12 protein-coding genes and 1 pseudogene are annotated in these 14965 nt (G+C 68.8%); 6 read left to right on the top strand and 7 right to left on the bottom strand.

Annotated features, from left to right (window positions below):
* Positions 1–513: 513 nt before the first annotated feature.
* The 3 genes and pseudogenes from QF032_RS28035 to QF032_RS28025 all read left to right on the top strand — a co-directional run.
* Positions 514–1314 (top strand): annotated as a pseudogene (locus QF032_RS28035) (hypothetical protein); the annotation flags it as partial.
* 107 nt (positions 1315–1421) lie between these two features.
* Entirely contained in the window at positions 1422–1841 is a 420-nt protein-coding gene (locus QF032_RS28030) for a VOC family protein (RefSeq protein ID WP_307057919.1), read from the top strand.
* Between the two features lie 278 nt (positions 1842–2119).
* A complete protein-coding gene (locus QF032_RS28025; RefSeq protein WP_307046256.1) occupies positions 2120–2839 on the top strand; it encodes an LAETG motif-containing sortase-dependent surface protein in 720 nt (239 codons plus the stop codon).
* Between the two features lie 89 nt (positions 2840–2928).
* Here the strand turns inward: QF032_RS28025 and QF032_RS28020 are convergent, their stop codons facing one another.
* From QF032_RS28020 to rlmN, 5 genes are all read right to left on the bottom strand, one after another.
* Positions 2929–3081: a hypothetical protein gene (locus tag QF032_RS28020; RefSeq protein WP_307057917.1), complete on the bottom strand. Its 153-nt coding sequence runs from the start codon at positions 3079–3081 to the stop codon at positions 2929–2931.
* A 154-nt stretch (positions 3082–3235) separates the two neighbouring features.
* Positions 3236–4255: an ABC transporter ATP-binding protein gene (locus QF032_RS28015; protein ID WP_306949064.1), complete on the bottom strand. Its 1020-nt coding sequence runs from the start codon at positions 4253–4255 to the stop codon at positions 3236–3238.
* Positions 4255–5856, bottom strand: a complete 1602-nt coding sequence (locus QF032_RS28010; RefSeq protein ID WP_307060400.1) for an ABC transporter permease — start codon at positions 5854–5856, stop codon at positions 4255–4257. The genes QF032_RS28015 and QF032_RS28010 overlap by 1 nt, the downstream gene beginning before the upstream one ends.
* A gap of 119 nt (positions 5857–5975) precedes the next feature.
* Positions 5976–7055, bottom strand: coding sequence for a thiamine ABC transporter substrate-binding protein (locus QF032_RS28005; RefSeq protein WP_307046252.1), 1080 nt, complete (start codon positions 7053–7055; stop codon positions 5976–5978).
* A gap of 224 nt (positions 7056–7279) precedes the next feature.
* A complete protein-coding gene (gene rlmN, locus QF032_RS28000) occupies positions 7280–8386 on the bottom strand; it encodes a 23S rRNA (adenine(2503)-C(2))-methyltransferase RlmN (protein WP_057580538.1) in 1107 nt (368 codons plus the stop codon).
* A gap of 294 nt (positions 8387–8680) precedes the next feature.
* Here rlmN and QF032_RS27995 point away from each other — a divergent pair, with 294 nt between their 5' ends.
* Genes QF032_RS27995 through QF032_RS27985 form a run of 3 tightly spaced genes read left to right on the top strand, consistent with a single transcriptional unit; the run spans position 8681 to position 11612 of the window.
* On the top strand, positions 8681–9685 hold the full coding sequence (locus tag QF032_RS27995) for an ROK family protein (RefSeq protein WP_307057916.1): 1005 nt from the start codon (positions 8681–8683) through the stop codon (positions 9683–9685).
* Positions 9682–10623: a hypothetical protein gene (locus QF032_RS27990; RefSeq protein ID WP_307057914.1), complete on the top strand. Its 942-nt coding sequence runs from the start codon at positions 9682–9684 to the stop codon at positions 10621–10623. Before QF032_RS27995 ends, QF032_RS27990 begins: the two co-directional genes overlap by 4 nt.
* An 8-nt stretch (positions 10624–10631) precedes the next feature.
* Positions 10632–11612 (top strand): hypothetical protein, encoded by a 981-nt coding sequence (locus QF032_RS27985; RefSeq protein WP_307046246.1) that lies wholly within the window; start codon positions 10632–10634, stop codon positions 11610–11612.
* Positions 11613–11622: 10 nt separating this feature from the next.
* Here the strand turns inward: QF032_RS27985 and QF032_RS27980 are convergent, their stop codons facing one another.
* Both QF032_RS27980 and QF032_RS27975 read right to left on the bottom strand, forming a co-directional pair.
* Entirely contained in the window at positions 11623–12774 is a 1152-nt protein-coding gene (locus QF032_RS27980) for a hypothetical protein (protein ID WP_307057912.1), read from the bottom strand.
* Positions 12764–14920, bottom strand: coding sequence for an ROK family protein (locus QF032_RS27975; RefSeq protein WP_307057911.1), 2157 nt, complete (start codon positions 14918–14920; stop codon positions 12764–12766). The genes QF032_RS27980 and QF032_RS27975 overlap by 11 nt, the downstream gene beginning before the upstream one ends.
* Positions 14921–14965 lie beyond the last annotated feature (45 nt).

Genomic DNA, 14965 nt, shown 5'->3' with positions numbered 1-14965 from the left:
CGCAACGCCGACGGCCGACGCCAGGACGACCGCGCCGACCGCTCACCCGTCGACCTGACCGCGGACGGTCCCGAGGGCCCCGACGACCCGGGTGCGCGCGAGCGGGCCGCTCGGAGCGCCGCCGGCCGCGAGCACGGGACGGCGGCCGCCGGGGACCGGACCGGCCGGGCAGAAGACGGCCGGACGCACCGCACGCCCGACGACCGCACCGAACCCGACGGCCGTACCGCTTCGGGCGCGGGCGACGAGGCCACGGCCGCCCGGGCCGCCCGATCGGCGGGCGGCGACGACTCCCGGGCCGCGGACCCGCGAGGCTCCCGGCGGCCGGCCGGCGGCGGTGACCGGGACGCGCTCCGCCGCACGGTTCCGGCCGCCGTCGGCCGCACCGCCCGGACCGCCCGGACCGTGACCGAACACCTCACCCGTCCCGACGGCCCGGACGCCCGCCCCGCGAACGGCACGGACGCACGGCCCGCCGCCGACCGAGGCGAGCAACACGAGCAGCCCACGGATGGTCGGCCCGCCAACGGAGGGCCCGGCCCGGCGGCCGAGGACCGCCCGGCGGCCGAGGGCCGCCCCACGGCTCCGCGCGCCGCTGCGGACGTCGCGCCGCAGGGATCGACCGGCGACGCTCTTCCCCCGGCGGACGGCGACCACGCGGGGGACCCGGCCGACTCCGTGTTCCACGCCTCGCAGAACCCCCCGGCCCCCGACCCCACCGCCCTCCCCTGGGGCGCCGCGCTCCTCGCCGCCGGGCTGGCGGTGGAGGGATACGCGAGCCGGACCGCCGACGGCGGCGGGCTCCCCCTGCCCGGCGGTCTGCCCGAGGGCCCCGCCGCCGTGTTCTTCGGCTGGTTCCTCACGGTCCTGGGCCTCGCCCTCGCCGGCCCGGGTCTCACCCACCTCTGCGGCCGCCTGCTGCAAGCGGCCCGTCCCGGCGCCCTGCGCCTCCTCGCGGGCCGCGGACTGATGCAGGAGGCGTCCAGGATCGGCCGTCCGCTCGGGGTGGTCTGCGCGGTGGCCTCGGGCGGGTACACGATGGCCGCGCTGTACGACCCCGCCGACCCGTCCTTCGGCCCGCTGTCCACACTGGGCGCCCTGGTCGTGGCGGGCTGCACCGTGGCGACGCTCCTGACGTCGGCCGTGGAGGCGCGGCAGGCCCGCGCCGACACCACCGCCGCCCTGCTGCGCCTCGGCGCCCCGACCAAGACGCTGCGCAGCGCCGCCGCCCTGCGCGCCGGCGCCCTGCTGGCGCTCTTCGTCCCGCTCACCCTGGTCGTGGCCGAACTGGCGGCCCTCCCGCTGGCCCGCTGAGACACCGTCCGAAAAAACTCCCGCACCCCCGATGAGTTCTCCGCGCCCCCCCGGTCTACCCCACCGAACAGCACATCTGAACGACACGAACCCCTTGGGAGAGCGCGATGACCACCCCGGCCTACCAGCAGATGATCTTCGTGAACCTGCCCGTCGAGAACCTCGACGCGTCGAAGAAGTTCTTCACTGAGCTCGGTTACGCCATCAACCCGCAGTTCAGCGACGACAACGCGGCCTCCGTGGTGATCAGCGACACGATCGTCGCGATGCTGCTCACCAAGCCGTTCTACTCGACCTTCACCAAGAAGGAGATCGCGGACGCCTCGAAGACCAGCGAGGTCCTGATCGCGCTGAGCGCGGAGAGCCGCGCGAAGGTCGACGAGCTGGTGGACCGCGCGCTCGCCCTCGGCGGCTCCCCCAGCGGCCAGACCCAGGACATGGGCTTCATGTACGGCCGTTCCTTCGACGACCTCGACGGCCACACCTGGGAGGTCGTGTGGATGGACCCGTCGGCCGTCCAGGGCTGACCACCCCCGCGGGGCGGTTGCCCGACGAAGCCCCGTATGACCCCCGTTGACCGGATCGAGGCCCGGTCGACCGGATCGAGGAGGTCTCAGAAGCGCTGAAACGTCTCAGCGGTTAATAAGAGGGCAAAGTCAACCGTGCGGAGGACTCCCCGGATTGACACTTCTTATGAAACGCTTATAGACCTGTGGGTCTGCTGGGGATGGTGACGCACTCGGCTCACCGGGGGCGCCATCTCCCCCTCCACCCCCCGCAGTTGCGCTTCCCGTAAAGGACAAACGTGTCCCTTTCCCGCCGTATCGCCGCCCGTTCGGTGCGCATGCTCGGTGTCACCGCCGCTTCCGCCGCCCTCGCGTTCAGCGCCTCGGGCACCGCGTTGGCCTGCGAGATAGGCGACTTCTCCGCCACCGCCGCCTGTGACGGCGCCAAGGGCGTCATCACCGTCACCGACAAGGACCCGTCGCACACCGCGGCCGAGATCAGCGTCTTCCTCGAGAACAACGGCGCCGACCTGCGGCAGGTCGGCGAGGCCGTGACGGTCAAGGGCTCCAAGAAGGGCGTCACCGTGTCCTTCGCCGAGGAGTGGGAGCCGGGCGCGATCTACAGGGTCCATGTGCGGGCCCTCGAGGGCAAGAAGCCGCTCAACACGGACATCAGCCCGAACCTGACCACCCCGGCCAAGGCGTGCGCGGCCGACACCTCCAAGCCGACCGGCACCCCGTCCTCGACGCCTTCCTCCACGCCGTCGGGCACCACCGCGCCGCCGGCCGAGACGGCCACCGCCCTGCCGTCGCCGTCCGACTCGGCCAGCGACGACGCCGCGCCCGGCGCGCCCTCCGCGAGCAACGCGCCCTCGGCCGCGGTCCAGGAGTCCAACCTCGCCGAGACCGGCGCCAGTTCCAACACCGGCCTGATCGTCGGCGTCGCGGCCGCGCTGGTCGTCGTCGGCGGGGGAGCGGTGTTCTTCGGCATGCGTCGCCGAGGGGCCAGCCACCGCTGACCCCACGACGCACACACGTGTGCGCGGCCCGTCCCTCACCGGGGCGGGCCGCCCGCATGTCCCGCCCGCGAACCGCGCCCCCGGCTCTCTCAGCCGAACGTGGTGTTCACCAGCCAGAACTCCGGCACCTCGCGCTCGCCGAGCGCTTCCAGCCCGGGGCTGCCCGGCGGCGGACGGCGGTACCGCCGCCCGGCCTCCCGCAGCGCGCCGACGACCGGCCGCCCGGTCTCGGCCGGCCACACGTCCAGGCGGTCGGATCGCCCTCGGCCGCCGGTCCGTTCGGTCCGCCGGTCAACGGGACGTCCTCCCGGGCGATCTCCTCCTGGGCCCCGCGCGCACCAGCGCGACCAGTTCACGGCCCAGGGGCATGGGGGGTTCACCGTAGGCGGCGGACGGTCAGTCGAGCACCACGGTTTCGGCCGAGTCGAAGAAAACTCCCACGGTGTCGCCGACCTCGGGCGCGTCCCGCAGCGCGCACGCCGCCTCGAGCGCCGGCGCGTCCTCCGGCTGCAGGCGGACGGCGACATGGGTGCCGCGGAAGGTGCGCGCGGCGACCGTGCAGCGCAGCCCCTCGTCCGCGCCGGCCAGGCGGACGCCGGCGGGCCGCACGAGCAGCGTGCGCGCCCCCTGACCGGACCCGGCCGGCACCGGCACCTTCCCCCAGGGCGTGACCGCCGCCTCGCCCGTGACGGTCGCCGCCACCACGTTGTCGAAGCCGAGGAAGCGGGCCACGAAAGCGTCCGCCGGCCGCTGCCACACCTCGAGGGGCGTGCCCGACTGGGCGATCCGGCCGTCCCGCATCACCACGACCCGGTCGGCGAGCGCGAACGCCTCGCCCTGGTCGTGCGTGACCGCGAGCACGGTCGTGCCCAACCGGCCGAACAGCTCCCGCAGTTCCACGACGAGACGCTCGCGCAGCGACCGGTCCAGCTGCCCCAGCGGCTCGTCCAGCATCAGCAGCCGGGGCCGTGGGGCCAGCGCCCGGGCCAGCGCCACCCGCTGCTGCTCACCGCCGGAGAGCGCGGCCACGGCGCGGTTCGCCGCCCCCGGCAGCCCGACCAGCTCGAGCAACTCCCGCACCCGGTCGCCCCGCCCGTCCTTCGGCATACCGCGCATCCGCAGCCCGAAGGCCACGTTGCCGCCGACGTCCCGCTGCGGGAACAGCTGGTGGTCCTGGAACATCAGCCCGAGCTCGCGCCGGTGCGCGGGCACCCCGGCCTGGTCGCGTCCGTCCAGCGACACCCGTCCGGAATCGAGCGGCTGGAGCCCGGCGACCGCCCGCAGCAGCGTCGACTTGCCGCTGCCGCTGGGCCCGAGCACACACACCACCTCGTGCTCGGCGACCGCGAGACCGACCTCGTCGAGGACGGCGCGCCCGCCGAACCGCACGGTCGCGCGTTCCAGCTCCAACAGCATCAGAACTCCCCCGTCCGGTCGGTCCGCAGTCGCTCCAGCACCAGCAAAGCCACCGCGCACACCACCATCAGAATCGTCGAAAGGGCCATCGCCTGGCCATAGTTGATCTCTCCGGCCCGGCCGAGCAGCCGCGCCACGGCGACCGGCAGGGTCGGGTTGTCGGGCCGCGCGATGAACACGGTCGCCCCGAACTCCCCCAGCGACACCGCGAAGGCGAACCCGGCTGCGACGAGCAGCGCCCGCCGCACCAGCGGCAGGTCCACCTCCCGCCAGACCCGCCACGGGGACGCGCCCAGTACGGCGGCCGCCTCGCGCAGCCGCTGGTCCACCGCCCTCAGCACCGGCAGCATGGTCCGCACCACGAAGGGGACGCCGACCAGCGCCTGCGCGAGCGGAACGAGGATCCAGCTGGTCCGCAGGTCCAGCGGAGGCTCGTCCAGGGCGATCAGGAAGCCGAATCCGACGGTCACCGCGGAGACGCCCAGCGGCAGCATCAGCAACGCGTCGAATCCGCGTACCAGCCGTCCGGCGTCCCGTCGGGTGAGCGCGGCCGCGGCGAGCCCGCCGACGAACACGGCGATGACGGTCGCGACGACGGCGTACTCCAGCGAGTTGCCGATCGCGTCGATCGGCGGGACGAGGAAGACATTGCCCTCGTCGCTGGTCAGCGCACGGTAATAGGCGAAGTCGGGCGCGTCGAAGGAACGTTGCACCAGCACCGTGAGCGGCAGCACCAGCAGCACGCCGATCGTGCCGAGCACCCCGGCCAGCAGCGCCCATTGCCCCGCCCCGCGCGGCCGGCGCGCCGTGCCTGCCGCGTCGACCAGCCGCAGCGCGGACTCCCGCCGGCGCACCGTCCAGGCGTGCACGGCGAGGATCGCGCCGACGGCCGCGAACTGGACGATCGTGAGGACGGCGGCCGTCGACAGGTCGAAGACCTCGGAGGTCTGCCGGTAGATCTCCACCTCGAGGGTGGAGAAGGTGGGGCCGCCGAGGATCTGCACCACGCCGAACGAGGTGAAGGTGAAGAGGAACACCATCAGCGCGGCAGCGGCGACGGCGGGGCCGAGCGCGGGCAGGGTGACCGTGCGCCAGGCCCGCAGGCGGGACGCGCCCAGCATCCGCGCCGCCTCTTCCTGCCGGGGGTCCAGCTGCGCCCACAGCCCGCCCACGGTCCGTACGACGACCGCATAGTTGAAGAACACGTGCGCCAGCAGGATCGCCCACACCGTGGTGTCCAGCCGTACGCCCCACAGCTCGTCGAGCAGCCCGCCCCGGCCGACCAGCGCCAGGAACGCCGTGCCGACGACGACCGTCGGCAGCACGAACGGCACGGTCACGACGGCCCGCAGCACCTGCTTGCCGGGGAAGTCGAACCGCGCGAAGACATACGCGGCGGGCAGGGCGACCAGCAGGGTGAGCGCGGTGGAGGCCAGCGCCTGCCAGAGGGTGAACCACAGGACCTGCCGGATGTCGGACTGCGCGAGCACGTCCCCCATCCGCCCGAACCGCCAGGAGCCGTCGACGTCCAGTCCCCGGGCGACGATCGCGGCGACCGGGTAGGCGAAGAAGAGCGCGAAGAACGCGACGGGCACGGCCATGAGACCGAGCCGCACCGCCGCGCTCCCCCGGGCGCCGCGGGGACCCTTGGCCCTCCCGGCTCCCCCGCCTTCCGGGGCTCCCTTGGTTCCCCCGGCTCCCCCCGTTCCCTCGGCCGGGGTTACTTCAGTACGAGCGAGGTCCATGACTTGACCCACTGGTCGCGACGGTCGGCGATCTTCGCCGGGTCCATGGTCTCGGGGTGCTCGGCCGCGGGCCCGTACTGCGTGAACTCGGCGGGCACGGCCGCGCCCTTCACCACCGGATAGACGAACATGTTGAGCGGCATGTCCTGCTGGAACGTCTTGCTGATCAGGAAGTCGATCAGCGCCTTGCCGCCCTTGGCGTCTGCCGCGTTGTCCAGCAGCCCGGCGAACTCGACCTGCCGGAAGCAGGTGCCGGTCGCCACGCCGGTGGGTGCGGTGGCCGGCTTGGGGTCGCCGAAGACCACCTCGGCGGGCGGCGAGGAGGCGTAGGAGACGACGAGCGGACGGTCGGCCTTCGCCTTCTTGCCGCCCGCCGACCCGGAGAACTCCTCGTTGTAGGCCTGGTCCCAGCCGTCGACCACCTTGACCCCGTTCGCCCTGAGCTTCTTCCAGTAGCCCTCCCAGCCGGCGTCGCCGTACTGCGCGGCGGTGCCGAGGACGAAGCCGAGGCCGGGCGAGGAGGTGGCGGCGTTCTCGGTGACGAGGAGATCCTTGTACGCGGGCTTCACCAGGTCGTCGAAGGTGGCCGGCGGGGCCAGCTTGTGCTCGGTGAAGTACGCCTTGTCGTAGTTGACGCAGATGTCGCCGAAGTCGACGGGCGTGACCCGGTGCTTGGCGGCGTCCAGCTGGTACCGGGCGTCGACCTGGTCCAGCCCCTTCGCCTCGTACGGCTGGAACAGCCCGTTGTCGAGGGCGCGGGAGAGGAGGGTGTTGTCGACGCCGAAGAAGACGTCGCCCTGCGGGTGGTCCTTGGTGAGGATCGCCTTGTTGACGGCCTGGCCGGCGTCGCCGTCCTTGAGGACCTTCACCCGGTAGCCGGACTGCTTCTCGAAGTCCGCGAGCACGCTCTTGGAGACGGCCCACGAGTCGTGGCTGACGAGGGTGACGGTCTTGGATTCCGCCGTCGTGCCCTTCTCGTCCGCCGACGACCCGCACGCGGAGAGCGCGACCAGGCCGAGCCCGACGGCCGCGGCGACGAAGGTCTTGTTCTGCACTGGTTTTCCTCCTGGGGTGGACCAGGAAGAGACGCGGCCCTGCCCGGTGTCCGCGCGGGACACCGGGCAGGGCGCAACAGCTCGAGTGATGACCGAACTTCCTACCCAGAATGACCTGGGCGAGGTTCAGAGGGTCTGCGGCCCGGTTGCCGCACTCTCAGCGCTGTGGCGCTCCCCTGTCGGAATATGAAGATGTCCGAATCTGATGATGTGATGTGGCCAGATTACCTCTCCGTGGCGGCGAGCTGACCACAGGCGCCGTCGATCTCCTGACCACGGGTGTCCCGGACGGTGACCGGCACCCCGTGCGCGGCGATCGCCTCGACGAACGCCTTCTCGTCCTCGGGCCGGGACGCCGTCCACTTCGAGCCCGGGGTCGGGTTCAGCGGGATCAGGTTGACGTGCACGGGCTTGCCGCGCAGCAGCCGGCCGAGCCGGTCACCACGCCAGGCCTGGTCGTTGATGTCCCGGATCAGCGCGTACTCGATGGACAGCCGGCGGCCGGAGCGCTCGGTGTACTCGAACCCGGCGTCCAGCACCTCGCGCACCTTCCACCGCGTGTTCACGGGGACGAGCGTGTCGCGCAGCTCGTCGTCGGGGGCGTGCAGGGAGATCGCGAGCCGGCACTTGAAGCCCTCGTCGGCGAACCGGTGGATGGCCGGCACCAGCCCGACCGTGGACACGGTGATGCCCCGCTGGGACAGCCCGAGGCCGTCGGGCGCGGGGTCGGTGAGAGCGCGCACGGCTCCCACGACCCGCTTGTAGTTGGCGAGCGGCTCGCCCATCCCCATGAACACGATGTTCGACAGCCGCGCGGGCCCGCCGGGGACCTCCCCGTCCCGCAGCGCCCGCATTCCGTCGACGATCTGGTGCACGATCTCGGCGGTGGACAGGTTCCGGTCGAGCCCGGCCTGCCCGGTCGCGCAGAACGGGCAGTTCATCCCGCACCCCGCCTGCGAGCTGATGCACATGGTCACCCGGTCCGGGTACCGCATCAGCACCGACTCCACGAGCGTGCCGTCGAACAGCCGCCACAGCGTCTTGCGGGTGGTCCCCTGGTCCGTCGACAGGTGCCGCACGACCGACATCAGGTCCGGCAGCAGCGCCTCGCGCAGCTTCTCGCGGGAACCGGCCGGGATGTCGGTCCACTCCGCCGGGTCGTGCGCGTAGCGCGCGAAGTAGTGCTGCGACAGCTGCTTGGCGCGAAACGGCTTCTCTCCGACCTCCGCCACGACCTCCTTCCGCTCGGCGGGCGAGAGATCGGCAAGATGCCGCGGCGGCTTCTGGGCTCCGCGGGGGGCGACGAATGTAAGTTCTCCGGGCTTCGGCATAACACGACCAGTGTCGCAGATCATCTCCGGGGCCCCAGGCCAGAGCGGGGTGGGGGTGGTCACCCACGGGCAGCGTCTGTCGGCGTCGGACGGCCCAGGATCTCGAAGACCACTCGGTCCAGCGTCACCACCGCGAGCATTCGGCACTGCGGATTCGGGTCGTCAGACGACTCACGCGGCTCAGAGCGCTCTCGGCAACACACCAGCCATATCTTCACAACTCCACTGTTCTCTACCCGCGATCGACTGCCACCGCTATCCTTCACGGGAAGTTCCTCTTGACTGGAGGTACGGGTGGACAGCCGTCTGACGGTGGGGATCGACGTGGGCGGCACAAAGACTGCCGCCGTTCTCATGTCCGGCTGTCGCACAGTTCTAGCCGATACCGTCGAGCCCACGGATCGCTCAGCCCCTCCGGAGCAATCCGCGAGCCAATGCCGGCGGCTGATCGATTCCTTATTGGAGATGACGCACTCCGCCCGCGATGCTCTGCATGCTGTCGGAGTGGGGCTGCCCGGACTCATTACGCCGGACAGAACTTTCCGGGATTCCATCATTCTGCCTGCCTGGCGTGACGTCGACTTCGAGTCTCTGCTGGGCTCGCGTCTCGGCGTCCCCGTCACCGTCGACAATGACACCACGATGGCCGCGTTAGGACATTTTGCGAGTTTGCGGCCGCACGGGCGTCCGCGTTGCCTTGTCTGCCTCACGCTGGGCACGGGAGTCGGCGGCGCAGTTCTCCTGGACGGGAAACCGCTGCGGGGAAGCGACGGCACCGCTGGGCAGATCGGCCACCTCGTCGTGGAGCCTTCCGGCAGACGGTGCGACTGCGGCAGCAAAGGTTGCCTCAATGCGTACGCCTCAGGAACTGCCATCAGTGCGCGTTATGCCGAGTTGAAAGCCGAGGAATCAAGACCGCATGACGCATCCGCAGTCGCCTCGAACATTGATTTACGGACTGCATTGCGCAACGGGGACGACGCCGCAGACAGAGCGCTGCGAGAAGCGGTGAATGCGCTCACCACAGCCGTATCGGGCATGGTGAACGTGCTGAATCCCGAGCTGGTCGTCCTCGGTGGCGGCGTAGCCGGCCTCGGGCGACGACTGACCGATCCCGTGCAAGCCGGCGTCTCCCGGCACTCATTCCCGGCCCCGGCCCGGCGAGTTCGCGTATGCGTGGCGGCGCACGGCCCGCTGACGGGTGCCGTCGGCGCGGCCGTCACCGCCGGCATGCTGAGCGGCACGGAACCCTCGGACTCCTTCCGCCTGTGCCACACCGTCGAAAGAGACACCCGATGAGACCGGAAGAAATCCCGGGATGGATCAGTCGCGCCCTCCCTGTGCCCGATCGAACCGTCGTATGGCTCCTCGACGTCGACGACACCCTCACCGACACTCAGTCGATGCATCACGACGCGGCCGAGTCTGTGGCCTCGGAACTGTCGGGGCGCATGACGACCTCCCTGGCCGCCTCGGTGGCCCGTCGCTTTCGTGAGGTGTTCGACGAACTCCTGGTGCTCCATCAACAGGTGTCAACCGCTGACAGGGCGGCGCTGAACTCCGTGAAGGAACTCGAGTCGCGGGTCCGCGGCCATCAGGTCGAAATCCAGGAGAAGTGGGGAATCACTCGCCTGTTCAGCCGTGAGATCCTCCTGCGTATCGCCGTCGAGGATTGCGGCGCAAGCCTCCCACCGAAAGAGCTGAACCGCTGCGTCGATCGTTACTGGGATCACATGCGCGAGCACCCGTTCGTGTTCCCCGACGCTGCCCGCTTCTCTCGAAGACTGGCGTCGCACAGTATGCCCGTTTACCTCATGACATCCAGCGACGCCCGATACCGTGAGTGCGATGATGGACAGTTCGCCTACGACCCTCGAGCGTCACGCAAAGACAAACGCAAACGGATGGTCAATCTTCGCAATCACGGCATCAACTATGCATCATCCTTCATCGGGGACCCGATCGACAAGCCCAGTAGAGAATTCTACGAGTTCGTCTTCTCAGGCATTTCCCGTGACCTGGACGCACCTCTGCAGTCGCTTTCCATCGTCGTCGCGGGCGATTCTTATCGATCCGATATCCAAACCCCTCTCGAAATCTGCGATTCCACCATCGGCGTCCTGTGCCGCCGAGAGCAGTCCGCCGTCCGGGTCGAAGCGGACCGCGTACTGTCCGTCGGAGACTTCGACATGCTCACAAGGATGCTCGACGTCATCGAAGGCGAGGACCGAGGATGAGGGTGGCCGTGATTGTGGACGACCTGGATCCCGCACGACGAAGAAAGTGTTTCTGGGATGAACAACTGACCTCCATCCCCGATCTCCAGGTCGAACTTGTCAGCCTTCAGGCGAACATGGAAGCACGCCTGTTCTTCAACATCTACGCCTACGACGTCGTCATATTCAACTGGTGCGTACTGGACGGGGCGGTCATGTACGCGGCGGACCGCGCCCAGGACATCCTCGCCTTCTACGACGATCACTTCATTCAATTCGTACGGCGGGGCGGTGTTGTGATCATGGAAAACCAGCCCAAGCGATGGCGCCCGGCTCAGCGAGCCTATGACATTCTCTTCCCGGGCCAGATGGCCGTCCTGTCGCGCGAAACCTACCCGTTCGGTTCGACCGTCCAAGTCAACGCTCGCCTCAGGGAGCACCCGATTGTTCAGGGGGTCGCCGCCCCCATTCACTCCGCCTACTCCCAGCCTCCCGGAACGTCATGGTTCCCCCCGGGATCGACGAGTGTGCGGTCGATCGAAGAGCTCAACCCGACCAAGATGTACACAGGGGCCTTTCAGAGTTGGTCGAAGGAATGGCTCCCACTCCTGTACACCGAAGACCGCCAGAACCCGGTGATGTTGGTGAAGTCCGAGGGTCTGGGCCTCTGGGTCGTGACGACGATGTACATAGCCTCGTCCAACGTTCACGACCTCGTCGAGTCGTTGGTGGTCGGGGCCCGCAATCACAGGACCGCTATTCGGAATTTCCATATGGCCGAGAAAAGCAAGCGGCGCGTTCGAGTGCTGACGAGCTCGGCCGTCATTTTCGTCGTGGCCGTCGGACTCTTCCTGCTCCTCCAGTCAGGACTTCTGAAATCCAAAGTTCCGTACGGCGACACCTGGGCCGGGAACATCTCCGTCAGCGTCCTCTTCGCAGCTCTCGCAAGTGGAGCCACCTTCCTTCGGGGATTCTTGATCCTGACCTGGCGAGCGGCACGCAACCGCTGACGCCGACCGGTCATGACGGTCCCAGCGACACGACCAGCTTGCGGTAGGGCGCGGTGTTCGGATCCCTGCGTTGCAGCACGATGTCCGAGACTGCTCGAGGAGCGTCTTCCACGGACACCACGTCAGTGATGACCCGACGGAAGACGTCAGGATGACGTAGCAGCATGTCCATGGCACAGCTCATGTGCTCCGGCGAGGTCCCGCGGTGTCCGGTGAGATGAATGATCTTCCCCTCGCGGGTCCGTGCTTCGACCCTCCGTCCGGACCGCGGGCTGCCGCACACGTTCCGGCGACGAATCAGATTCAGTTCGACATCCGGAATCTCACTGATCTTCTCTCCCGGCCTGAACCCCGTCGTCAGATCGATGCAAGCGCCGGCAGCTGCGACAGCGATGGCCTGACCGAGTGCTTCACGTCGTTGCCCTCTACCCACACACAGCGCCACTGCATCCGGACCGGACCCTCCGTACAGGGCGGCAGCGGCGGGGAAGCGACGTGACGACGGGCACGATGCGAGACCCTCTTCCACGAATCCGTTGTCCACCGCACTCTGCACTCTGCGCTCGGATCCGTCCACGAGTGTGACTTCCGGAACCCCCAGCAGGCGCGCCGCCACAGCGGTGACCACGCCCATCGGCCCCGCCCCCACCACCAGCAACCGCGTGACCGTTCCGGGAGCGCCGAGAAGTCCCAGACTGTAGACCGCGACAGCGAGAGGCTCCGAGACGACGGCGAGCAGCGGGGCCAGGCCGGCGCGCACCGGGATCAACCGCGCGGCCCACGACGTCGCCTCTGAGAGGCATACCGCCTCCTGGAGCATCCCCTCCTCGCTGTGCCCGACGATGCGGTCCTGATCGTGTGGATCCACCGGGTTGACCAGGTAGAGCCCTCCGTGCGCCTCTTCGCCGGCTGCGTTCCTCTGCCGACGCTCAGGAACGTGCACCACCGCCTCATGCCCCAGAATCCGAGCGGTGTCGTCCCGGCCGCCCGCGAGGATGTCGAGGTCCGTGCCACAGATGCCCACGAACAGGGGCCGCACGACGCGATGCGCGTCAACGTGTGGAGGGAGGTCGAACGCTTCGCAGGTGAGCGCGCCACGCCCGGGGGGCATGACGAGCCGTCTTGCACGTCGCCGCATCACGCCCGGCCCTTCACTCGCCATGACCAGAGAGCCTTGACCAGGCTTCTCCGACTTCGTTGCGCTCCACATCACTGACGAAAACGGGTGGGTGTCCGACCTGTTGGATCAGGGGGAATCGTTGACTCCCCCCACGATGAGCGGCTGTCTCACCGAGGCTCTCGAAGAGCTGATCGGCTGTCACAGAAGCGCTGTAGACAGGGAGTCCGACCGCTTTGATCAAGCATATGACTCGGTCCACGACATCGGGAGGGGTGATGCCGCGTTCTCGGCCGACCTCAAGGGTGAGTGCCATGTCGATGGCGACCGCTTCGCCGTGGGTCACCGAAAGACCGCTCATCTCGATCAGGGAACTCACACTGTGTCCGAAATCGACCGCACGATCGAGTCCCCTTTCCCATAGGTTGCCGGACAGCGACGACATCATGGCGTCGGCTGCTCGGCCTACCGCTTCGAGCCCCTTTTCCGTCTGATAGAAGGCTGGGTCAGAAAGTCGATGTGAATCGAATTCCAGCAGGCCGAAGAGCGTCTCGTCAGCGACGACGGATATCTTGATCGCCTCGGCTATGCCACTCACCATGAATCGGTGCGGCAGGGTCCTGAGGAACCTCACGTCCAGAATCGTGTTCACGGGTGGATAGAACAGCCCCAGACGGTTCTTGTGACCGAACTCGTTGACAGCGACCTTCGCCCCTACCCCTGCGTCGATGAGCCCGACCAGAGAAGTGGGCACGCGCACGTAGGGAACGCCTCTCCGGTACAACCCTGCCGCCAACCCCACTGCATCGAGAACCGCCCCGCCGCCCAGTGCGACTACGGGATGCAGCCGACGGGAGACCTCAGCGGACTCGAGCGTCTGAAGAATCAGTTCAAGCGCCTTCCAGTTCTTCGCCGACTCACCCGAGGGCACGGCGCGAAGAAGCGGACGCAACCCAGCCGCGTCGAGTTCGGCAACCAAATCGGGGCCGTATATCTCGGAAACTGCCGCATCAGCCAGGATGACCGGTCGGACAGCCCCCAGCGAAGCGAGGCTGCGGACGAGCGCCCTTGCCGCTCCACCCCTGGTCAGGACGGCGTCGTACGTCACCGACTGTTGCTCGTCCATGCGACGCGTCCGGTGAGACAGGAGATGTCCGACCGAGGGCCGCGCCAACGGCTTCGCCGCGAGCGCGGCGCCCAGCAGTCCGGCCGAGTCGTCCACGCCCGCGAACTCCACAGTGGTCCGGAAGTACCGCGGATCCGAGTCGATAATCATATACATGCCAAGTTTTTCCAAAGTGCGATGCACCGCGTCTTGGTATGCATGGCCGAGGGACTGCGGCACGCCCCCGGTGACGACGATCCGCGTCACTTCCGGGTCGACGGTCAGCAGCGAGACGATCGACTGGGCGACAGGCTTCACGACTGAGTGCAGAAGTTCGGTCGCAGCCGGATCCGATGTCGCGAGGCCCTCCAGGAGCAGGGCAGCCCAGAGCGACGGATCTTGCAGCAGGGCGGGGTCGAGCCACTGTGGTCGTTCCAACGCGGACGCCAGCCTGGCCATCACACGGGGTATGCCACGACCTGAGCAGTAGGCATTGAGGTGGGAAGGACCGCCGCAGTCACAGGGGAGGTCCAGCACACGTCCGGCGGCGTGGAAGTCGATCGGCATGTGCCCGATCTCCCCCTGCACCCCGAACAGCGGGTGCAGGGGCACTCTCCGGTTCGCCACTTCGATCGTCCGGCAGGCGATTCCCGTGCTGATCGTCAAGACACTGATCTTCTTTGCGTGGCGGTACGCAGACCTGCTCGCGAAGTAGGCGGCCAACGCGGTCACATCGTTGATCACGGACCACCGGACGTCAGCCCTCGCCGCGGAGAGTGCCTTTGCGAGATCGAACGATTCGGAGCCCGGGCCCCAGAGGGGCCCGGAGCCGAGTATGACGCCCGTGTGCCCATTGACTGCCGCACCGACAGAGATGCTGACCGGCAGGGGCGCGTTCGCGCTCCCACCCCCCAGCCTGTGGGACTCACCGAGAACGTAATCGACGAGTCGCTGGCGCAACTGTGCCTGTGACAGCCCTGGATGATTCAGATAATTGACCGCCGGCACACGCATCACGCCGGACAGGGAACCGTCCGCGTTCCGCACAGCACTGCGGAACCACGTTCCCCCGATGTCCAAGACCACCTGACGAGGGTGCTCCGTGAATCCGGCCGGGCTCGCTAAGGCAGC

It is taken from the genome of Streptomyces achromogenes (assembly GCF_030816715.1).
GTDB classification, from domain to species: Bacteria; Actinomycetota; Actinomycetes; order Streptomycetales; family Streptomycetaceae; genus Streptomyces; species Streptomyces achromogenes_A.
The sequence above is the reverse complement of the archived record's forward strand: the minus strand, read 5'-3'. Positions and strand labels throughout refer to the sequence as shown.